General features: G+C 64.0%; 16 protein-coding genes. 9 read left to right on the top strand and 7 right to left on the bottom strand.

Annotated features, from left to right (window positions below):
* Positions 1–2: 2 nt before the first annotated feature.
* From K5H97_RS19645 to K5H97_RS19625, 5 genes are all read right to left on the bottom strand, one after another.
* Positions 3–962, bottom strand: a complete 960-nt coding sequence (locus K5H97_RS19645) for an AAA family ATPase (RefSeq protein ID WP_011532987.1) — start codon at positions 960–962, stop codon at positions 3–5.
* Between the two features lie 1,201 nt (positions 963–2,163).
* Positions 2,164–3,492: an MFS transporter gene (locus K5H97_RS19640; RefSeq protein WP_028692929.1), complete on the bottom strand. Its 1,329-nt coding sequence runs from the start codon at positions 3,490–3,492 to the stop codon at positions 2,164–2,166.
* Positions 3,493–3,538: 46 nt separating this feature from the next.
* Positions 3,539–4,732 (bottom strand): L-2-hydroxyglutarate oxidase, encoded by a 1,194-nt coding sequence (gene lhgO / locus K5H97_RS19635; RefSeq protein WP_028692930.1) that lies wholly within the window; start codon positions 4,730–4,732, stop codon positions 3,539–3,541.
* Between the two features lie 102 nt (positions 4,733–4,834).
* A complete protein-coding gene (locus tag K5H97_RS19630) occupies positions 4,835–5,545 on the bottom strand; it encodes a FadR/GntR family transcriptional regulator (RefSeq protein ID WP_028692931.1) in 711 nt (236 codons plus the stop codon).
* A gap of 105 nt (positions 5,546–5,650) precedes the next feature.
* Entirely contained in the window at positions 5,651–6,004 is a 354-nt protein-coding gene (locus tag K5H97_RS19625) for a hypothetical protein (protein WP_028692932.1), read from the bottom strand.
* A 271-nt stretch (positions 6,005–6,275) separates the two neighbouring features.
* Between K5H97_RS19625 and K5H97_RS19620 the strand changes: the two genes are divergently transcribed.
* Entirely contained in the window at positions 6,276–11,141 is a 4,866-nt protein-coding gene (locus K5H97_RS19620) for an NAD-glutamate dehydrogenase (protein WP_028692933.1), read from the top strand.
* An 86-nt stretch (positions 11,142–11,227) separates the two neighbouring features.
* Here the strand turns inward: K5H97_RS19620 and ppsR are convergent, their stop codons facing one another.
* Positions 11,228–12,046: a posphoenolpyruvate synthetase regulatory kinase/phosphorylase PpsR gene (ppsR, locus tag K5H97_RS19615; RefSeq protein WP_028692934.1), complete on the bottom strand. Its 819-nt coding sequence runs from the start codon at positions 12,044–12,046 to the stop codon at positions 11,228–11,230.
* 178 nt (positions 12,047–12,224) lie between these two features.
* Between ppsR and ppsA the strand changes: the two genes are divergently transcribed.
* From ppsA to K5H97_RS19575, 8 genes are all read left to right on the top strand, one after another.
* Positions 12,225–14,600 carry a phosphoenolpyruvate synthase gene (ppsA, locus tag K5H97_RS19610; protein ID WP_028692935.1) on the top strand — a complete coding sequence of 792 codons (2,376 nt, stop codon included), beginning with the start codon at positions 12,225–12,227 and terminating at the stop codon, positions 14,598–14,600.
* A gap of 136 nt (positions 14,601–14,736) precedes the next feature.
* Positions 14,737–15,729: an alpha/beta fold hydrolase gene (locus K5H97_RS19605; protein ID WP_028692936.1), complete on the top strand. Its 993-nt coding sequence runs from the start codon at positions 14,737–14,739 to the stop codon at positions 15,727–15,729.
* A 121-nt stretch (positions 15,730–15,850) separates the two neighbouring features.
* Positions 15,851–16,342, top strand: coding sequence for a ribonuclease E activity regulator RraA (gene rraA, locus K5H97_RS19600; RefSeq protein WP_023630330.1), 492 nt, complete (start codon positions 15,851–15,853; stop codon positions 16,340–16,342).
* A 25-nt stretch (positions 16,343–16,367) separates the two neighbouring features.
* Positions 16,368–17,363, top strand: a complete 996-nt coding sequence (locus tag K5H97_RS19595) for a zinc transporter ZntB (protein WP_028692937.1) — start codon at positions 16,368–16,370, stop codon at positions 17,361–17,363.
* Between the two features lie 210 nt (positions 17,364–17,573).
* Positions 17,574–17,837 (top strand): hypothetical protein, encoded by a 264-nt coding sequence (locus tag K5H97_RS19590; protein ID WP_028692938.1) that lies wholly within the window; start codon positions 17,574–17,576, stop codon positions 17,835–17,837.
* A 2-nt stretch (positions 17,838–17,839) separates the two neighbouring features.
* On the top strand, positions 17,840–18,664 hold the full coding sequence (locus K5H97_RS19585) for a mechanosensitive ion channel family protein (protein WP_028692939.1): 825 nt from the start codon (positions 17,840–17,842) through the stop codon (positions 18,662–18,664).
* Positions 18,665–18,776: 112 nt separating this feature from the next.
* Positions 18,777–19,343: an RNA polymerase sigma factor SigX gene (sigX, locus tag K5H97_RS19580; RefSeq protein ID WP_036986838.1), complete on the top strand. Its 567-nt coding sequence runs from the start codon at positions 18,777–18,779 to the stop codon at positions 19,341–19,343.
* Positions 19,344–19,454: 111 nt separating this feature from the next.
* Complete coding sequence (locus K5H97_RS19575; RefSeq protein ID WP_028692941.1) at positions 19,455–20,495, top strand: OmpA family protein; 1,041 nt, start codon at positions 19,455–19,457, stop codon at positions 20,493–20,495.
* A 72-nt stretch (positions 20,496–20,567) separates the two neighbouring features.
* On the opposite strand, the gene K5H97_RS19570 is transcribed toward K5H97_RS19575, so the two are convergent.
* Positions 20,568–22,226 (bottom strand): bifunctional protein-serine/threonine kinase/phosphatase, encoded by a 1,659-nt coding sequence (locus tag K5H97_RS19570; protein ID WP_028692942.1) that lies wholly within the window; start codon positions 22,224–22,226, stop codon positions 20,568–20,570.
* Positions 22,227–22,228: the final 2 nt, after the last annotated feature.

Raw genomic sequence — 22,228 nt, 5'->3', positions numbered from 1 at the left:
GGTCAGGCGACGGCGACGACGTCGAGGATGCGCTGGACCACGCGGTCTTGGTCGACCCCGGCCGCCTCGGCCTCGAACGAGAGGATGATGCGGTGGCGCAGCACGTCGAACAGCACTGCCTGGATATCCTCGGGGCTGACGAAGTCGCGCCCGGCCAGCCAGGCGTGGGCGCGTGCGCAACGGTCCAAGGCGATTGAGCCGCGGGGGCTGGCGCCGTAGGCGATCCAGTCGGCCAGCTCACTGTCGAACTTGGCCGGGGTGCGGGTGGCCATGACCAGCTGCACCAGATATTCCTCCACGGCATCTGCCATGTACAGGCCGAGGATTTCCTTGCGGGCGGCGAAGATGGCCTGCTGGCTAACCCGGCGCTCGGGCTTCACCTCGCCACCCAGTGCCTCGCCCCGGGCTTGCAAGAGGATGCGTCGCTCGACCGCGGCGTCTGGGAAGCCGATTTTGACGTGCATGAGGAAGCGGTCGAGCTGGGCCTCGGGCAGCGGGTAGGTGCCTTCCTGCTCGATCGGGTTCTGCGTGGCCATCACCAGGAACAGCGGCGACAACTCGTAGGTGCTGCGTCCAACGCTGACCTGGCGCTCGGCCATGGCTTCGAGCAGCGCCGATTGAACCTTGGCAGGGGCGCGGTTGATTTCGTCGGCCAGCACCAGGTTGTGGAAGATCGGTCCTTGCTGGAACACGAAGCTGCCGGTTTCCGGGCGGTAGATTTCGGTGCCGGTGATGTCGGCGGGCAGCAGGTCGGGGGTGAACTGGATGCGATGGAATTGCGCCTCGATGCCCTCGGCGAGCTCCTTGATGGCCTTGGTCTTGGCCAGGCCCGGGGCGCCTTCGACCAGCATGTGGCCGTCGGCCAGGAGCACGATCAGCAGGCGCTCGACCAGTTTTTCCTGGCCGAGGATCTGGGAGGAGAGAAAGGTGCGCAGCGCGATCAGCGCTTCACGGTGTTCCATCGTTGGCGGTTCCTGGGGATGGGCCCTGGCGCGCTGAGGGCGCTTGCCGGGCGAGGGGGGATACTTTAATCCATCCGGGGGGGTGGCGACCAATGGCGGTTTGCAAAAATCGTGTAAAGGATAGAGGTGAGGCAGTGGGAACCTATCGTGGCAGGGAAGTCTGTTACAGGTGTTGGATGGGGTTGCTGGGTGTGCGCTTCGTTGTCTGTTGACGGTGGTCGCTTTGAGGGGTAGTCATTACACGTAACGCGGCGCCTACTCTCACCCACAGATGTTTTCCTGCTCTGCAGGTGATTCATATTTCTTGATCTTGATCTTGATCTTGATCTTGATCTTGATCTTGATCTTGATCTTGATCTTGATCTTGATCTTGATCTTGATCTTGCTTCTAAGTGCGCAATAGTTCAGGCGCCACCAATTGCGACTTCAGGAGGCCGAGCGGAGTTCTTGCGGAGGGAGGTGACGGGCATGGATGCCCGTCAAGCGCTGCGCCCCAGGATGGGGCGTTCAGCGCGGTCCTCCCGGGAGCAAGAACGGAGCGAGGGGACCCCGGAGCGAAGCGTAGGGGCCGGATGAATGGAGCGAGGATTTTTTGGTGACTTTTTGATCCTTCAAAAAGTTACCCGCCGTAAGGGCGGAAAGGTGACTTCGCGTCACCATCGCGAATGAATGCGCATATAGTTTTCAAAACACATGCTCTAAAAGTCAAAGTCAAAGTCAAAGTCAAAGTCAAAGTCAAAGTCAAAGTCGGTCGGCGCTGGTTTTAATGGTTGTAAGTGCATTCGTTTGCGATGTCGACGCATAGTCACCTTTTCGCCCTTACGGCGAGTTCCTTTTTGAAGGATCAAAAAGGAACCAAAAAATCCTCGCTCCATTCATCCGGCCCTACGCTTCGCTTCGGGTCCCCTCACTCCGGCCTTGCTCCCGGGAGGACCGCGCTGCAGGGCCCATCCTGGGCCCCAGCGCTTGACGGGCATCCATGCCCGTCACCTCCCTGCGCAAGACCTGCGTTCGGCCTCCTGAAGTCGCGAAGTTACGGGCGGCGCCTGGGCTGGCGTAGCTGTCGCTAGTGAGGAGGGGTTAGCCTTGCGATCAAGATCAAGATCAAGATCAAGATCAAGATCAAGATCAAGATCAAGATCAAGATCAAGATCAAGATCAAGATCAAGATCAAGATCAAGATCAAGATCGTTGGTGTCGCTTAATTCTTCGACTTCGAATGCCGCCAGCCCTGGTCAAGGAACGCAAACACCACCACCAGCACCCCGGCCACCGCGAGGATCAACGCCACGCCATCGGTGGAGTGAGTCGCCGACCCGGCCACCAGCGCCAGCCCGCCCAGCGGCGCCAGGCCACCGGCCACGGCGGTACCGACCTCGCGCCCGGTGCCGAACCCCGACGAGCGGGTCTGGGTCGGGAACTGTCGGCTGAGGAACGAGCCCTGCGGGGCGAACATCATCGGCGCCAGGATCCCGGTGCCCACGGCAATGGCCAGGTAGATCATCATCGGCTCGCCGGTCGACAGCAGTTGCAGGAACGGAAAGGCGAACAGCGCCGACAGCAACCCGCCGAGCATCAGCACGGTCTTGCTGCTCCACTTGTCGCACAGCCAGCCGAAGAACGGCACGGCAAAGATCGCCACCAGGCTGGCCAAGGTCACCGACAGCGAGGTGACGTGGGCCTCGACGCCCTTGAACTGGGTCAGGTAGGCCAGCGAGAAAGTCTTGAAGATGTAGCTCAGGGCGTTGTAGCCCACGGCCACGAAGAACACCACCGCCAGGCCTTTGAGGTCGTTCCGGAACAGCAGCTTGAGCGGCGACACCTGCGGCTTGTCGTCGTCCTTGTCCAGCTCCTTGAAGTCCGGGGTCTCGGGGATGCTCTTGCGCACCCACAGGCCCACCGCCACCAGGGCGATGCTGGCGATGAACGGGATGCGCCAGCCGCCGGCCAGCAGGAACTCGTTGCCGTTCATGGTCAACAGGTACACGGTCAGCGACGACAGCAGCAGGCCCAGGTTCAGCCCCAGCGCCGGCCAGGCGCCCTGGCTGCCGCGCTTGCCTTCGCTGGCGTGCTCGTAGGAGGTCACCGCCGCGCCGGACAGTTCGGCACCGGCGCCCAGGCCCTGGATGATGCGGATGATCACCAGCAGGATCGGCGCCCATATGCCGATGGTGGCGTAGCCGGGGATCAGGCCGATCAGCATGGTGCACAGGCCCATCATGCAAAAGGTGATCACCAGCACGTGCTTGCGCCCGAAGCGATCGCCCAGGTAGCCGAACAGCACGCCGCCGAAGGGCCGGGCGATGAAGCCGATGGCGAAGGTGGAGAACGCCAGCAGCGAGGCCACCGCCGGGTTGCTCGGGTCGAAGAAGATCTTCGAGAAGACGATCGCCGCCATGGTGGCGTAGAGGTAGAAGTCGTACCACTCCAGCATCGAGCCGAAGATGGTCGCCGCCGCCACCTTGCGCAGGCGCTTGCGTTGCTGTTCGGGGGTTTCGCTCGCGGCCAGGGCTGTTTCGTGTACCGACATTGAGGTTTTCCTTGTTGTCTTTGTAATTGTGGATGCAGCGGGTGGATCAGCGGGCCTGGAGAATCTTCTCGGCGATCATCTGGCCGATGGGGATCGCCGAGGTGGCGGCGGGCGACGGCGCATTGCACACATGCACCATGCGTGGCGTCTCGGCGAACAGGAAGTCGTGCACCAGGGTGCCGTCGCGCATCACCGCCTGGGCGCGGATGCCGGCTTCATAGGGCAGCAGGTCCTCGACTTCGAGGGACGGGCAATACTTGCGGCACTGCTCCAGATAGCCGCGCTTGAACAGCGAATTCTTCATCTCGGTGGTGCCGGAACCGAGGTTGTTCCAGAGGGTTTTCCAGAAGCCCGGAAAGCGCGCGTACTCGGCGACATCGCGCCAGTTCACCGAAAACTTGCGGTAGTTCTCCCGACCAAAGCCGAGCACCGCGTTGGGGCCGACGGTGACGCTGCCGTCGATCATCCGCGTCAGGTGCACGCCGAGGAACGGCAGCTCCGGGTCGGGGATCGGGTAGATCAGGTGGTTGACGATCTGGCTCTTGCTCGCTGGCAGGCGGTAGTACTCGCCGCGGAAGGGAATGATCTGATGGTCGATCCTGACCCCGGCCAGGCGCGCCAAGCGGTCGGACTGCAGGCCAGCACAGGCCACCAGCTGGCGGGCGCGCCAGGCGTTGCCGTCGGCGCTGATCGCGACGTGGTCGCCATGTTCCTGGATGGCGCGCACGGTGGTGGACAGGCGCAGTTCGCCGCCGGCCTGGCGGATTACCTTGGCCATGGCGTCGCACACTTGCTGGTAGTCGACGATTCCGGTGGCATCGAGGAACAACGCGCCCTTGCCGACGATGTTCGGCTCCCGCTCGCGCAGGGCGTCGGCATCCAGGCGCTCGACCTTCAGGCCATTGTGCTGCGAGCGCTCGTACAGCGCCTGCATGCGCTGCACTTCCTGGTCGTTGGAGGCCACCAGCAGCTTGCCGCAGACCTCGAAGGCGATGCCGTGCGCGCCGCAGAAATCCTTGGTGGCCTGGGCGCCGCGCTTGCACAGGTCGGCTTTGAGGCTGCCGGGGGCGTAGTAGATGCCGGCATGGATCACGCCGCTGTTGTGGCCGGTCTGGTGACGGCCGAGGCTGGCTTCCTTTTCCAGGATCAGCAGCGAAGCGCCGGGGCGTCGTTCGAGCAGGGCCATCGCGGTGGCGAGGCCGACGATGCCGCCGCCGATGATGCAGTAGTCGTAGGTCATGCAGGGTACCTTGGTATTCTTGTCGGTGAATCTGCTTATCAGGTTGTCAGACTAAGTAGTTCGCGTGAAAGCCTCGCCAGGTCGCGATGGGGTTCTCCGGAGTCAGTCGAGGTCGGGAAGGTCGAGTTTCAGGCGCTTGGCAGAGGCGCGCAGGTGGGCTTCAGCGCAGCCGGCAGCCGCCTGGCGGTCACCGTCGGCGATGGCTTGGTACAGCGCCCGGTGCTCGCGCAGGGCATCGGCCGAACCGCCCACCGCCGGGGTGGCGGAGTTTTCCCAGGCGGTGCGGCGCGCGGCGGCCAGCTGGCCGCCGAGGAAATCGTGGAAGGCGACGAAGTAGTCGTTCTTGCTGGCTTCGGCGATGGCGCGGTGGAAGGCCACGTCGGCGGCCGAGGCCGTGGCGAAGTCGCTACGCGGGTTTTCCATGGTGCCCAGGGCGCTGGCCATGCGCGCGAGGTCGTCGGCGTCGCGGCGGCGGGCGGCGATGGCGGCGGCCTGGGTTTCGATCCACAGGCGCATCTCGAACATCTGCACCAGGTCGGGCTTGCGCCCCTGGCTGCCGGGGAAGCGGAACACCGTGCCGCTGGGCGTCTGCGAGATGTACGAGCCGAGCCCGCGGCGGGCGATCAGCACCCCGTCGGCCTTGAGCTGCGCCACGGCCTCGCGCACCACCGAGCGGCTGACATTGAGTTGTTCAGCCAGTTGCTGTTCGGTGGGCAGGCGCGATTCGGCGGCCAGGCGGCCGGAATCGATCTCGGCGCGGATGGCGCTGACGACACGTTCGACGAGGGTGTCGGGGCGCTGGAGCTCTAGCATGGACAGGGGTTCTTATTGGTCAGGTTGTCAGACAATGCCTGTCTCGATAGTGGCCTGTCAATCTCCTGAAGGCTTGCGCGGTCCCTGTAGGAGCGATTTAACAGCTCAGATTTCGGACACGAATGTCCCGGTCCCGGCAAGGATGTTCTGCAACGTTTCCTTCACTTCATCCAGGTCGGTTCCGGCGCTGGTCAGAATGATCTCCAGCGTTTCATCCCCCTTCAGCGCATCACGATCCCCCGCCGCCACCTCGATCAGCAGCCGCTGTGCGCTCAGGGTCACCTTCAGCCCGTCCAGGGTCGACGGCTCGTCATCCAGGGTCAGGTCGACGGTGTCCTCGTCCGGATAACGGGTCAGCAGGAACATCTGGCCCTTGTCGCTGTGGCAGCACAGGGTCGCCATGTTGTCTTCCTCATCGTCACAGGGGGTGGCGAAGAGCAGGGCGGTTTTCAGTTGCATGGGCGGCTCGGGTCAATGGCAAAGGAAAGGAATTCTGACAGCCTTGGCGGCCGCGATAAACGTAAAGTTACCGCGCATTGACCGAAATTGTCGCAGCGCTGCAAGCCGCGGTGACCGTTCAGTCGTTAAGCTGCCCAGTCGGTGGACATGACGTTCATGTCCAACGCCTGGTTTTACCGTCCGGCTTGCCGCGGGTTGGCTATCGTTGATCCGTACCCGGCGGACGTACGCGACGCTTCACCTATAACAAAGCCCAAGCGGAGTACCACAGATGGCGTTTTTCACCGCAGCCAGCAAAGCCGACTTCCAGCATCAACTGCAGACGGCCCTGGCGCAGCACATCAGCGAACAGTCCCTGCCACAAGTGGCGCTGTTCGCCGAGCAGTTCTTCGGCATCATCTCTCTGGACGAACTCACTCAGCGCAGGCTGTCGGACCTTGCCGGCTGCACGCTGTCCGCCTGGCGCATCATCGAGCGCTTCGACCCCGAACACCCGCAGGTGCGGGTCTACAACCCTGATTACGAACGCCACGGCTGGCAATCGACCCATACCGTGGTCGAGGTGCTGCACCACGACCTGCCATTCCTGGTCGACTCGGTGCGCACCGAACTCAACCGCCGCGGCTACAGCATCCACACCCTGCAGACCACCGTGCTCAGCGTGCGCCGCGGCGCCAAGGGCGAGCTGGTCGAGCTGCTGCCAAAAGGCACCCAGGGCGAGGGCGTCAGCCATGAGTCGCTGATGTACCTGGAGATCGACCGCTGCGCCAATGCCGCCGAGCTCAACACCCTGAGCATGGAGCTGGAGCAGGTGCTGGCCGAAGTGCGCGGCGTGGTCGCCGACTTCGAGCCGATGAAAGCCAAGATCCGCGAGCTGCTGGAGTTGGTGGAGCAGAACGCCTTCGGCCCGGCGCAGAACGACAAGGCCGAGGTCAAGAGCTTCCTGTCGTGGCTGCTGGACAACCACTTCACCTTCCTCGGCTACGAGGAGTTTACTGTCGAGTCCGATGCCGACGGCGGCCACCTTGTCTACGACGAGGCCTCGTTCCTGGGCCTGGCCCGCCTGCTGCGCGCAGGCCTGGGCGCCGACGACCTGCGCATCGAGGACTACGCCGTCGCCTACTTGCGCGAGCCGCGCCTGCTGTCGTTCGCCAAGGCCTCGCAGCCAAGCCGCGTGCACCGCCCGGCGTACCCGGACTACGTGTCGATCCGCCAGATCGACCAGGACGGCAAGGTCATCAAGGAATGCCGCTTCATGGGCCTGTACACCTCGTCGGTGTACGGCGAGAGCGTGCACACCATCCCGTACATCCGTGGCAAGGTCGCCGAGGTCGAACGCCGTTCTAACTTCGACCCCAAAGCCCACCTGGGCAAGGAGCTGGCCCAGGTCCTCGAGGTGCTGCCGCGCGACGACCTGTTCCAGACCCCGGTCGACGAACTGCTCAGCACTGTCATGTCGATCGTGCAGATCCAGGAGCGCAACAAGATCCGCGTGTTCCTGCGCAAGGACCCGTACGGCCGCTTCTGCTACTGCCTGGCCTACGTGCCACGTGAGATCTACTCCACCGAGGTGCGGCAGAAGATCCAGCAGGTGCTGATGGAGCGCCTGAAGGCCACCGACTGCGAGTTCTGGACCTTCTTCTCCGAGTCGGTGCTGGCCCGCGTGCAGCTGATCCTGCGGGTGGACCCGAAGAACCGCATCGACATCGATCCGCAGCAGCTGGAAAACGAAGTGATCCAGGCCTGCCGTTCGTGGCAGGACGATTTCTCGGCGCTGGTGGTGGAGAACTTCGGCGAGGCCCACGGCACCAATATTTTGGCCGACTTCCCGAAAGGCTTCCCGGCCGGCTACCGTGAGCGCTTCGCCGCGCACTCGGCCGTGGTCGACATGCAGCATGTGCTGAACCTGTCCGAAGCCAAGCCGCTGGCCATGAGCTTCTACCAGCCGCTGACCCAGTTGGGCGAGCGCCAGCTGCACTGCAAGCTGTACCACGCCGATACGCCGCTGGCGCTGTCGGACGTGCTGCCGATCCTGGAAAACCTCGGCCTGCGCGTGCTCGGCGAGTTCCCGTACCGCCTGCGCCACGCCAGCGGCCGCGAGTTCTGGATCCACGACTTCGCCTTCACCTACAGCGAAGGCCTCAATCTTGATATCCAGCAGCTCAACGACACCTTCCAGGACGCCTTCGTCCATATCGTCAAGGGCGACGCCGAAAACGATGCCTTCAACCGCCTGGTGCTGACTGCTGGTCTGCCGTGGCGCGACGTGGCGCTGCTGCGCGCCTATGCCCGCTACCTCAAGCAAATTCGCCTGGGCTTCGATCTGGGCTACATCGCCAGCACCCTGAACAACCACACCGACATCGCCCGCGAGCTGACCCGGTTGTTCAAGACCCGCTTCTACCTGGCGCGCAAGCTGACCCAGGAGGACCTGGACGACAAGCAACAGCGCCTGGAGCAGGCGATTCTCAGCGCCCTGGACGAGGTCCAGGTACTCAACGAGGACCGCATCCTGCGTCGCTACCTGGACCTGATCAAGGCCACCCTGCGCACCAACTTCTACCAGCCGGACGCCAACGGCCAGAACAAGTCGTACTTCAGCTTCAAGTTCAACCCCAAGCTGATCCCGGAACTGCCGAAACCGGTGCCGAAATTCGAGATCTTCGTCTATTCGCCACGGGTCGAGGGCGTGCACCTGCGCTTCGGCAACGTCGCCCGCGGCGGCCTGCGCTGGTCGGATCGCGAAGAGGACTTCCGCACCGAAGTGCTCGGCCTGGTCAAGGCTCAGCAGGTGAAGAACTCGGTGATCGTGCCGGTGGGCGCCAAGGGCGGCTTCCTGCCGCGCCGCCTGCCGCTGGGCGGCAGCCGTGACGAAATCGCCGCCGAAGGCGTGGCGTGCTACCGCATCTTCATCTCCGGCCTGCTCGACATCACCGACAACCTCAAGGACGGTGGAGTGGTGCCGCCGGCCAACGTGGTGCGTCACGATGAGGACGATCCGTACCTGGTGGTGGCGGCCGACAAAGGCACCGCGACCTTCTCCGACATCGCCAACGGCATCGCCATCGACTATGGCTTCTGGCTGGGCGACGCCTTCGCCTCCGGCGGCTCGGCTGGCTACGACCACAAGAAGATGGGCATCACCGCCCGTGGTGCCTGGGTCGGCGTGCAGCGTCACTTCCGCGAACGCGGCATCAACGTGCAGGAAGACCCGATCACCGTGGTCGGTGTCGGCGACATGGCCGGCGACGTGTTCGGCAACGGCCTGCTGATGTCCGACAAGCTGCAACTGGTGGCCGCGTTCAACCACCTGCACATCTTCATCGATCCGAATCCGGATCCGGCCACCAGCTTCGTCGAGCGCAAGCGTCTGTTCGACCTGCCGCGCTCGGCCTGGAGCGACTACGACACCAGCATCATGTCCGAAGGCGGCGGGATCTTCCCGCGCAGCGCCAAGAGCATCGCCATCAGCCCGCAGATGAAGGAACGCTTCGCCATCGAGGCCGACCGCCTGACCCCGACCGAGCTGCTGCACGCGTTGCTGCAGGCGCCGGTGGACCTGCTGTGGAACGGCGGTATCGGCACCTACGTCAAGGCCAGCAGCGAAAGCCACGCTGATGTCGGCGACAAGGCCAACGACGCCCTGCGCGTCAACGGCAACGAGCTGCGCTGCAAGGTGGTGGGCGAGGGCGGCAACCTGGGCATGACCCAGCTCGGCCGGGTCGAGTTCGGCCTCAACGGCGGCGCCACCAACACCGACTTCATCGATAACGCCGGCGGCGTGGACTGCTCCGACCACGAGGTCAACATCAAGATCCTGCTCAACGAAGTGGTGCAGGGTGGCGACATGACCGAGAAGCAGCGCAACCAGCTGCTGGGCAGCATGACAGACGAAGTCGCAGGGCTGGTGCTGGGCAACAACTACAAGCAGACGCAAGCGCTGTCGCTGGCTGCCCGTCGCGCCCGAGAGCGAATCGCCGAGTACAAGCGCCTGATGGCCGACCTTGAGGCCCGTGGCAAGCTGGACCGCGCCATCGAGTTCCTGCCCACCGAAGAGCAACTGGCCGAGCGCCTGGCGGCCGGTCACGGCCTGACCCGCGCCGAGCTGTCGGTGCTGATCTCGTACAGCAAGATCGATCTCAAGGAGCAACTGCTCAAGTCGCTGGTGCCGGACGACGACTACCTGACCCGTGACATGGAAACGGCCTTCCCGCCGTCGCTGGTAAGCAAGTTCGCCGACTCGATGCGCCGCCATCGCCTCAAGCGCGAGATCGTCAGCACCCAGATCGCCAACGATCTGGTCAACAACATGGGCATCACCTTCGTTCAGCGCCTGAAGGAGTCCACCGGCATGAGCCCGGCGAACGTCGCCGGCGCCTATGTGATCGTGCGCGACATCTTCCACCTGCCGCACTGGTTCCGCCAGATCGAGGCTCTGGACTACCAAGTCCCTGCCGAGATCCAGCTGACCCTGATGGACGAGCTGATGCGCCTGGGCCGCCGCGCCACCCGCTGGTTCCTGCGCAGCCGTCGCAACGAGCAGGACGCGGGTCGCGATGTCGCCCACTTCGGGCCGAAGATCGCCCAGTTGGGCCTGAAACTGGACGAGTTGCTGGAAGGTCCGACCCGTGAGCGTTGGATGGTCCGCTACCAAGGCTTCGTCGAGGCCGGCGTGCCGGAACTGCTGGCGCGCATGGTGGCGGGCACCACCCACCTGTACACCCTGTTGCCGATCATCGAGGCCTCGGACGTCACCGGTCACGATCCGGCGCAGGTGGCCAAGGCCTTCTTCGCCGTGGGCAGCTCGCTGGACCTGACCTGGTACCTGCAGGAAATCAGCAACCTGCCGGTGGAGAACAACTGGCAGGCCCTGGCCCGTGAGGCGTTCCGCGACGACATCGACCTGCAGCAGCGGGCGATCACCATCTCGGTGTTGCAGATGGCCGACGCGCCGCAAGACATGGATGCACGGGTGGCGCTGTGGTGCGAGCAGCACCGGGTGATGGTCGAGCGCTGGCGCGCCATGCTCGACGACCTGCGCAATGCCAGCGGCACCGACTATGCGATGTACGCGGTGGCCAACCGCGAGCTGGTCGACCTGGCGATGAGCGGGCAGGCGGCGGTGATTCCGTCCTGAGCCTGGCGTTGAGGTAAAAGAAAGCCCCGGCAGTGATGCCGGGGCTTTTTCATATCTGCTGGCACAATCTCTGTGGGAACGGTGTGTTATTTGAACCTGCGCTCCACGCCTTTCTCCACCAGAATCTTCGCCGAGATCTCCTCCACCGAGAAATGCGTGGAGTTGATGTTGGGAATGTTCTCCCGACGGAACAGGTTCTCCACCTCGCGCACCTCGAACTCGCACTGGGCAAAGCTCGAGTAGCGGCTGTTGGGCTTGCGCTCGTGGCGGATGGCGGTCAGGCGGTCGGGGTCGATGGTCAGGCCGAACAGCTTGCTGTGGTGCTTCTTCAGCACCGCCGGCAGTTGCAGGCGCTCCATGTCGTCCTCGGTCAGCGGGTAGTTGGCGGCGCGGATGCCGAACTGCATGGCCATGTACAGGCAGGTCGGGGTCTTGCCGCAGCGCGACACACCGACCAGGATCAGGTCGGCCTTGTCGTAATAGTGGGTGCGCGCGCCGTCGTCGTTGTCGAGGGCAAAGTTGACCGCCTCGATGCGCTCCATGTAGTTGGAATTGCCACCGATCGAGTGGGACTTGCCCACGGAATACGACGAATGGGCGGTCAATTCCTGCTCGAGCGGGGATAAAAACGTCGAGAAGATGTCGATCATGAAGCCATTGGACGTGGCCATGACCTCGCGGATGTCCTGGTTGACGATGGTGTCGAAAATGATCGGACGCACCCCGTCGCGCTCGGCCGCGGCGTTGATCTGCTGGACCATGGCCCGGGCCTTGTCCAGCGTGTCGATGTAGGGGCGCGTGAATTTATTGAACGGAATGCTCTCGAATTGTGCGAGCAGGCTCTGGCCCAGCGTTTCTGCAGTGATGCCGGTACCGTCGGAGATGAAGAACGCGGTTCGTTTCATTTGCACCTGGGGGCCTTAAGCTGCCGAAGATTTCTGGATATGATAGGTTCGGTTTGCCGAACGCGGTTGCTCGGCATTCTCACTTATTTTCCAGGTCCAGGCCACAAGCGTCCGGCCCAGTCAGTCAGGCAGGCGGGCGCCCTTGAGCTTTTCCAATACAGTTAGTGGAGAGATCACCTTGGTAGAGTACGTAGTTTCCCTCGATAAGCTCGGCGTCCATGATGTGGAGCATGTGGGGGGCAAGAACGCATCCCTGGGCGAGATGATCAGTAACCTCGCAGGTGCCGGTGTCTCGGTGCCGGGCGGCTTTGCCACTACGGCTCAGGCGTACCGCGATTTTCTCGAACAAAGTGGCCTCAACGACCGCATCCACGCGGCGCTCGATGCGCTGGACGTCGATGACGTCAACGCTCTGGCCAAGACCGGCGCGCAGATCCGCCAGTGGGTGATGGAAGCCGATTTCCCGGCGCGCCTGGATTCGGAAATCCGTACGGCCTTCGCCGAGATGGCCGGCGGCAATGAAAACATGGCGGTGGCCGTGCGTTCCTCGGCCACCGCCGAAGACCTGCCGGATGCCTCCTTTGCCGGCCAGCAGGAGACCTTCCTCAACATTCGTGGCGTCGACAACGTGATCCGCGCGGCCAAGGAAGTGTTCGCGTCGCTGTTCAACGACCGCGCCATTTCCTACCGCGTGCACCAGGGCTTCGACCACAAGCTGGTGGCCCTGTCCGCTGGTGTGCAGCGCATGGTCCGCTCCGAGACCGGCACCGCCGGCGTGATGTTCACCCTCGACACCGAGTCGGGTTTTCGCGATGTGGTGTTCATCACCGGCGCCTACGGCCTGGGCGAGACCGTGGTGCAGGGCGCGGTCAACCCTGACGAATTCTACGTGCACAAGCAGACGCTGCAGGCCGGCCGCCCGGCGATCCTGCGCCGCAACCTGGGCAGCAAGGCGATCAAGATGGTCTACGGCGACGAGGCCAAGGCCGGTCGTTCGGTCAAGACCGTCGAGGTCGAGCGTGCCGAGCGCGCGCGCTTCTGCCTGAGCGACGCCGAGGTAAACGAGCTGGCCAAGCAGGCGATGATCATCGAGCAGCACTACCAGCGCCCGATGGACATCGAATGGGCCAAGGACGGTGACGACGGCAAGCTGTACATCGTCCAGGCCCGCCCTGAGACCGTGAAGAGCCGCTCCAGCGCCAATGTCATGGAACGCTACCTGCTGAAGGAGAAAGGCACCGTGCTGGTCGAGGGCCGCGCCATCGGCCAGCGCATCGGCGCCGGCAAGGTCCGCGTGATCAACGATGTCTCGGAAATGGACAAGGTCCAGCCGGGCGACGTGCTGGTCTCGGACATGACTGACCCGGACTGGGAGCCGGTGATGAAGCGCGCCAGCGCCATCGTCACCAACCGCGGCGGGCGTACCTGCCACGCGGCGATCATCGCCCGTGAACTGGGCATCCCGGCTGTCGTCGGCTGCGGCAACGCCACCCAGGTCCTGAAAGACGGTCAGGGCGTCACTGTATCCTGCGCCGAAGGCGATACCGGCTTCATCTTCGAAGGTGAGCTGGGCTTCGACGTCAAGCAGAACTCGGTCGATGCCATGCCGGAGCTACCGTTCAAGATCATGATGAACGTCGGCAACCCGGACCGCGCCTTCGACTTCGCCCAGTTGCCCAACGCCGGTGTCGGCCTGGCGCGCCTGGAGTTCATCATCAACCGCATGATCGGCGTGCACCCCAAGGCGCTGCTCAACTACGCCGGCTTGCCGCCGGAACTGAAGGAAAGCGTCGACAAGCGCATCGCCGGCTACGACGACCCGGTCGGCTTCTATGTCGAGAAGCTGGTCGAGGGCATCAGCACCCTGGCTGCGGCCTTCTACCCGAAAAAGGTCATCGTGCGCCTTTCGGACTTCAAGTCCAACGAGTACGCCAACCTGATCGGCGGCAAGCTCTACGAGCCGGAAGAAGAGAACCCGATGCTGGGCTTCCGCGGTGCCTCGCGCTACATCAGCGAGTCGTTCCGTGACTGCTTCGAGCTCGAGTGCCGTGCGCTGAAGCGGGTGCGCAACGAGATGGGCCTGACCAACGTCGAGATCATGGTGCCATTCGTGCGTACCCTGGGCGAAGCCAGCCAGGTTGTCGACCTGCTTGCCGAGAACGGCCTGGCCCGCGGTGACAACGGCCTGCGCGTGATCATGATGTGCGAGCTGCCGTCCAACGCGATCCTGGCCGAAGAGTTCCTCGAGTACTTCGACGGCTTCTCCATCGGCTCCAACGACCTGACCCAGCTGACCCTGGGCCTGGACCGCGACTCGGGCATCATCGCTCACCTGTTCGATGAACGTAACCCGGCCGTGAAGAAGCTGCTGGCCAATGCCATCGCCGCGTGCAACAAGGCCGGCAAGTACATCGGCATCTGCGGCCAGGGCCCGTCGGACCACCCGGACCTGGCCAAGTGGCTGATGGAGCAGGGCATCGAGAGCGTGTCGCTGAACCCGGACTCGGTGCTCGAGACCTGGTTCTTCCTGGCCGAGGGCCAGGGCGCGGCCTGATGCGCTGAAGGCAACACACTGTGGGAGCGGGCTTGCCCCGCGATAGCGCCAGATGGGACAGCAGTGTCTGCAGGTCTGGCTCAATCGCGGGGCAAGCCCGCTCCCACGTTCAAGTCACCTGTTTTTTCGTGAACCCATGCAAAGCAGCTCCACCCAATTCCCCGTCGCGTTGCTCAGTGCCGAGCGCCGCGGCGACCTCAGCGAAGATGTCTATCGGATCAAGGCCGGCAACAGCCCCGACCCGAGCGTCGAGCTGGCCGTCACCCGCCTGGGCCTGGCCGACCAGGATCGCGCCCAGGGCGTGCCGGTCATCCTCCTGCACGGCAGTTTTTCCAACCGGCGCTTCTGGTACTCGCCCAAGGGCATCGGCCTGGGCGCCTACCTGGCCCGCGCCGGGTTCGATGTGTGGATTCCGGAGATGCGCGGCCATGGCCTGTCGCCGCGCAACCGCGACTGGCGGCAGAACCGCGTGGCCGACTATGCCCGCTACGACCTGCCGGTGATTGGCGCTTTCGTTCGCGAGCAGGCTGGGCAGGCGCCGCACTGGGTCGGCCACTCGTTGGGTGGCACCACCCTGGCGGCGGCCCTGGGCAGCGGTTGCCTGGATACCGCGCTGGTGGCCAGTGCGGCGCTGTTCGGCACCCAGGTCAGCCGGGTCTACTGGCCGCTGAAAGTGCCGCCGGTGGAGTGGGGCGCGCGGGTGTTGCTCAAGCGCTTCGCGCAGATCTCGGGCTCGCGCCTCAAGCGTGGCCCTGAGGACGAACCCATCGGCTTGGCCTTGGAGAGCCTGCGCTGGAATGGCCTGTTCGGCCGCTTCGGCGACAAGGACAAGGACTGGTGGGCGGGCCTGGCCGAGGTCGAGGTGCCGCTACTGGCGGTGGCCGGGGCCGGCGACTTCCAGGACCCGGTGTGGGCCTGTCGCAAGCTGTTCGAGCAGTTCGGCGGTGACGCCAGGCAATTCCTGCGCCTGGGGCGCGAGGAGGGCTTCGAGGCCTTCGGACATGTCGACATGCTGGTCAGCAAGGCGGCGCAAACCCAGGTGTGGCCGCTGGTGGAGCGCTGGTTGAGGGATCCGCGGGTGCCGGTGCATGCCTCGACGGTGGTGATGGAGCCGGTGCCCGCCAATTGATTGCGTGTCGGCATCTTCGCAGGTAAAGGCGAACTGACTGCTCGGTCCCGGATGACTGCCGGCCTCCTGCGGTGTAGCCTTGCTCCACATCCGCTTTCGTTGTGACTGACAGGAGTTTCCCATGCAGCATTACGTAACGCCCGACCTGTGCGACGCCTACCCGGACCTGGTCCAGGTGCTCGAACCGATGTTCAGCAACTTCGGCGGCCACGACTCGTTCGGTGGCCAGATCGTCACCATCAAGTGCTTCGAGGATAACTCGCTGGTGAAGGAGCAGGTCGAACTCGACGGCAAGGGCAAGGTCCTGGTGGTCGACGGCGGCGGCTCGCTGCGCCGCGCGCTGCTGGGCGACATGCTCGCCGAGAAGGCCGCGAAGAATGGCTGGGAAGGCCTGCTGATCTACGGCTGCGTGCGTGACGTGGACGTGCTGGCGCAGACCGATGTCGGCATCCAGGCCCTGGCCAGTCACCCGATGAAGACCGACAAGCGCGGCATCGGCGACCTCAATGTCGCGGTGACCTTCGCCGGCGTGACCTTCCGCCCGGGCGAGTACGTGTATGCCGACAACAACGGCGTGCTGGTCTCGCCAAGCCCGCTGAAGATGCCCGAGTGACGCGCCGTACACCGATGGAGCTTTGATGTTCGAGGAAGACAACGCGCAGTGGGGCCTGGTGCATGCCCTGGTGCTCGATGGCAAGGGTGGCGCGCGCTCGATCGCCCGCACCGAGCTGGACGACCTGCAATTGCAGCCCCAGGAAAGCCTGTGGCTGCACTGGGATCGCAGTCACCCGCAGACCCGCACCTGGTTGCTCCACGACAGTGGCCTCAGCGAGTTCGCCTGCGAGCTGCTGCTGGAGGAGAACACCCGCCCGCGCCTGCTGCCGCTGGCCGACGAGCAGATGCTGCTGTTCCTGCGTGGGGTCAACCTCAACCCGGGCGCCGAGCCCGAGGACATGGTCTCGGTGCGTATCTTCGCCGAGGCGCGGCGGGTCATTTCCCTGCGTCTGCGGCCCCTGCGGGCGAGTGACGAGGTCTTGCAGCAACTGGACGAGGGCAGGGGGCCGAAGACTGCCTCCGAACTGCTGTTGCTGATGGGCGAGCTGTTGACCGAAAAGGTCCAGGCGCTGGTCAGTGACCTGTCAGAAGCGGTCGATCTGGAAGAAGAAAAGGCAGAATCCGACGAACGGTATTCTCCGGCCCAGGGCAGCCTGCAGCAGATCCGTCGCCGCGCCGCCGGCCTGCGGCGTTTCCTAGCCCCCCAGCGCGACATCTATGCCCAGCTGTCGCGCAATAAATACAGCTGGTTCGCCGATGCCGATGGGGACTACTGGAACGAGCTGAACAACAGCCTGATCCGCTACCTCGAAGAGCTCGAGCTGGCCCGCGAGCGCGCCGCGCTGGTGCTGGAAAGCGAGGACCGGCGGCGCAGCGAGCGGATGAACCGGACCATGTACCGGTTCGGCATCATCACCTGCATATTCCTGCCCATGAGCTTCGTTACCGGGCTGCTTGGCATCAATGTCGGCGGAATTCCGGGGGCGGAAAACCCCTACGGCTTCCTGTTCGCCTGCATCGTCGTGCTGGGGCTGGCGGCAGGGCAGTGGTGGATGTTTCGGCGGTTGCGGTGGGTTTGACATCGAAGGGGCCGCTGCGCAGCCCATCGCGACACAAGGCCGCTCCTACAGGGATCGCGTTTGCCTGTGGGAGCGGCCTTGTGTCGCGATGGGGCGCGCAGCGGTCCCTGAGTAGTGGCCAGCGGAGGCAATTTGAAACATTCGTCCCAGTGGCAGGTGTGACCCGTCGTCACCAGCCCTCGTCTTTGACTGACATTGCGCGAGGTGCCCATGCACGATCCGTTTGAAGAATCCCTGCGCGACCTGCTCAAGGCGTCGCCGTCCGGCCAGGACCGCGACGACGCCGCCTGCCTGGGTCGCGTGCTCAAGACCGCCAACCGCCAGGTCGGCGCGGGTGATCTGTTCAGCCTGCTTGGCCGCTGGAGCCAGGCGCTGCTGATCGCCGTGAACAATGGTTCGGCGCACGTCGCGCCGGTCCGTCGCAACTCTACCCGCAAACCTGCCGCCGGCAGCAACGCAGATAAGGCCGATTGAATATGGAACTCGATCTCTGGACCCAGAGCTTGGTCACCGCCATGACTGCCCTTTGGACCAAAGTGGCGAACTTCATCCCCAACCTGTTCGGCGCGCTGGTGGTGGTGCTGCTTGGTTTCGTCGTGGCCAAGCTGCTCGACACCCTGCTGTCCAAGGTGCTGGCCAAGTTCGGCCTGGATCGCCTGATGAGCGGCACCGGGCTGACCAAGATGCTCGCCCGGGTCGGCATCCAGGTGCCGATCTCGACCCTGATCGGCAAGATCGTCTACTGGTTCGTGCTGCTGATCTTCCTGGTCTCGGCCGCCGAATCCCTGGGGCTCGAGCGGGTCTCGGCGACCCTCGACATGCTCGCCCTGTACCTGCCCAAGGTGTTTGGCGCGGCCCTGGTGCTGCTGGCCGGCGTGCTTCTGGCGCAACTGGTCAACGGCCTGGTGCGCGGTGCCGCCGAGGGCATTGGCCTGGAATACGCCGCCGGCGTCGGGCGCATCGCCCAGGGCCTGGTGATCATCATCAGCATCTCGGTGGCCATCAGCCAGCTCGAGGTCAAGACCGACCTGCTGAACCACGTGATCGTCATTGGCTTGATTACCGTTGGTCTGGCAATTGCATTGGCGATGGGGCTGGGCAGCCGGGAAATCGCCGGGCAGATCCTGGCCGGCATCTATGTGCGCGAGCTGTACCAGGTCGGCCAGCAGGTGCGCATTGGCGAGGTCGAAGGCCACATCGAGGAGATCGGCACGGTCAAGACGACCCTGCTGACCGATGAGGGCGAACTGGTGTCGCTGTCTAATCGCGAGCTGCTCGAGCAGCGCGTGAATAGCCGCTAACCGCGCAAAAGCTGTTAATGTATGCCGCCGCAAAAATCGGCCCAGGGGCCGAGCGGCGACATTGACCTGACTGTCGGCCAGATCCGTTTTGAATAAAGTTCATTCGCCGCCCATGCGCTATGACCCCCGCGAGCTCACCGACGAGGAGTTGGTGGCGCGATCGCATGAGGAGCTGTTTCACGTCACCCGCGCCTACGAGGAGCTGATGCGCCGCTACCAGCGCACGCTGTTCAACGTCTGCGCGCGCTACCTGGGGAACGATCGGGATGCCGACGATGTCTGTCAGGAGGTGATGCTCAAGGTGCTCTACGGGTTGAAGAACTTCGAGGGCAAGTCCAAGTTCAAGACCTGGCTCTACAGCATCACCTACAACGAATGCATCACCCAGTACCGCAAGGAGCGTCGCAAGCGCCGGCTGATGGATGCCCTGAGTCTGGACCCTGTCGAAGAGGCGTCCGAGGACAAGGCACCGAAGCCGGAGGAAAAAGGCGGGCTGGACAGATGGCTGGTGCATGTGAACCCGATCGACCGGGAAATCCTGGTGCTGCGATTTGTCGCAGAGCTGGAATTCCAGGAGATCGCGGACATCATGCACATGGGCCTGAGCGCCACGAAGATGCGCTACAAGCGTGCGCTCGACAAGCTTAGAGAGAAATTTGCAGGCCTGGCTGAAACTTAGTTGTCAGCAAATACCTCTAACCAATCGGCAAGTTCTGCTAGACTTGCCGTCGAGTTGTCCCCCCGGATTTTGGTGGGACTGCTTAACTATCACCAGATGGGGATTTAACGGATGAAATTGAAAAACACCTTGGGCTTGGCCATTGGCTCGCTCGTGGCCGCTACTTCGTTCGGCGTTCTGGCTCAAGGCCAAGGCGCTGTCGAAATCGAAGGCAACGTCACCAAGCAGTACTACGACAGCGAACGTAACTTCAAGAACGACGGCACCAACCCAGGTGTCCGCCTCGGTTACTTCCTGACCGACGACGTCTCCCTGGACCTGGGCTACAACGAGACCCACAACGCGCGTGGCGAAGTCTTCAACAAAGACATCAAAGGCTCCAAGACCAAGCTGGACGCCACCTACCACTTCGGTACCGTCGGTGACGCCCTGCGTCCGTACGTTTCCGCTGGTTTCGCTCACGAGAGCCTGGGCCAGGCCACTCGTAACGGCCGTGACCACTCCACCTTCGCCAACGTTGGCGCTGGCGCCAAGTGGTACATCACCGACATGTTCTTCGCCCGTGCCGGCGTCGAAGCCATGTACAACATCGACAACGGCAACACCGAGTGGGGCCCGACCGTCGGTCTGGGTCTGAACTTCGGTGGTAGCGGTGGCCAGAAAGCCGCTCCTGCGCCGGCTCCGGTCGCCGAAGTCTGCTCCGACAGCGACAACGATGGCGTCTGCGACAACGTCGACAAGTGCCCTGACACCCCAGCCAACGTTACCGTTGACGCTGATGGCTGCCCGGCTGTTGCCGAAGTCGTTCGCGTTGAACTGGACGTCAAGTTCGACTTCGACAAGTCGGTCGTCAAGCCAAACAGCTACGGCGACATCAAGAACCTGGCTGACTTCATGAAGCAGTACCCACAGACCACCACCACCGTGGAAGGTCACACTGACTCCGTCGGCCCAGACGCTTACAACCAGAAGCTGTCCGAGCGTCGTGCCAACGCTGTCAAGCAAGTCCTGACCCAGCAGTACGGCATCGAATCGAGCCGTGTTGACTCGGTTGGCTACGGTGAGACCCGTCCGGTCGCCGACAACGCCACCGAAGCTGGTCGCGCCGTCAACCGTCGCGTAGAAGCTCAGGTAGAAGCCCAGGCCAAGTAATTGGTTTGACGCTTCACGAAAAACCCGGCCTTGGCCGGGTTTTTCTTTGCCTGCGATTTCTCGCGAATGCGCTCAGGGCTTGAGCAGCACCAGCAACAACACCATGTTCAACAGCAGTGACACCAACCCAATCGTTCGCCATACCTTCAACGGCTCGCGCTCCAGCAGCGGCCGTGGCCGCTCGGTCAGCTCCTGGCGATCTCCCCGCTCCAGCAACAGCAACCACTGCTCTGCGGTCTCGAACCGCTGCGCGGGGTCGGCGGCCACCGCCTGCAACAGGTTACGCTGCAACCATTCCGGTAGATCCGGCCGATAACGCGCCGGGTTCACTGGCGTACCGAAACGCGGCCGCTGGAACGCCTCGACCTCGCCGTAGGGGTAATGGCCGGTGAGCAGGTGGTAAAGCGTCACGCCCACTGCATACAGGTCCTGGCGCGGCGCGGGGGGCTGGCCGTCGAAGGCTTCCGGGGCGAGAAACGAGGGTGTGCCCGGCAAGGCATGGGGCGGGTCTTCGCAAAGCCCAGGGCAGTACGCCAGCCCAAAGTCCAGCAGGCGCAACTGGCCATCGCTGCCGTAGTGCAGGTTCTCCGGCTTGATGTCGCGGTGCAGCAGGTTGCGCCGATGCAGCACGCCGACGGCTTGCAGCAGCTGGCGGGCGACCTCCAGCCATTGCGCCAGCGGCAGCGGGGGCTGTCCGCTGAGGGGCGTGCCGGGGTAATCGCGCATCAGGTAGTACAGATGCTGGCGTTGACTGGCCGGGTGCACCTCAGGGAAGTGACGGCCGGCGACACGGCGTAGGAACCACTCTTCCAGCAGCAGCGCCTGGGCGGCCCCGGGCTCCTGGTCGCGTGACTGCGGCAGGGTCTTGAGCAGCCAGGGTTGGTCGTGCGGGTCGCGGACCCGGTACAGCAGCGATTGCCGACTCTGGGCCAGCAGGCCGTCGACTTGCCAGCCATCGATCGACTGGCCGTCACGCAACGCACCTGGCAGCGGCCAGTGCTGGAGTTGCGCCAGCGTGTCGCCCAGATTGCTGGCGCCCAGCTGATCTACTCGCACCAGCAAGGCGCTGGCGTTGTCCTGGCTGCCGCAATGGTGGGCACTGGCAACCAGGGTTTCGGCGGCCATCTGCAGGTCGGGTTGTTCGCGCAGGATCGCGCGGATGTGCGCATCGCCCAGGCTGGCCCACACGCCGTCGCTGAGCAGCACGAAGCACTCGCCTTCGCACAGGTCGCCTTCCAGGTAGTCCACCAGCAGTTGCTGGTCCAGCCCCAGCGCGCGCTTGAGCACGTGCTGCATGCCAGGCTGGTCCCAGACATGGTCTTGGCTCAGGCAGTGCAGCTGGTCGGCTTGCCAGCGATACACCCGGCAATCGCCGACATGGGCCAGGGTGAATCGCCGCCCGCGCAGCACCAGGGCGCTGAGGGTGGTCAGCAGTGGCTGGCCATTGCCTTGGGCACGCAACCAGCGGTTCTGCGCCGTGAGCAGGCGCTCCAGCGCCTGCGTCACGGCCCAGGTGGCGGGCGTGGCGTAGTAGTCCAAGGCCAGGGCCTGCAGGCTGGAGCGCGCCGCCAGGCCACCATCGGCGCACTGGCTGACGCCGTCGGCCAGTGCGCACAAGTAACCTTTGCTGGCGGCCAGCTCCGGCGCGGGGGTCACCAGGCGCAGGGCGTCCTGGTTTTCCGGGCGAGGTCCGGTGGCGCTGGCCTGGGCAAAGCTCAGTTGCAGGCTCATGG

The organism is Pseudomonas mosselii, assembly GCF_019823065.1.
GTDB lineage: Bacteria > Pseudomonadota > Gammaproteobacteria > Pseudomonadales > Pseudomonadaceae > Aquipseudomonas > Aquipseudomonas mosselii.
Note: the sequence above shows the minus strand (reverse complement) of the source record. Positions and strands in the feature narration are given on the sequence as shown.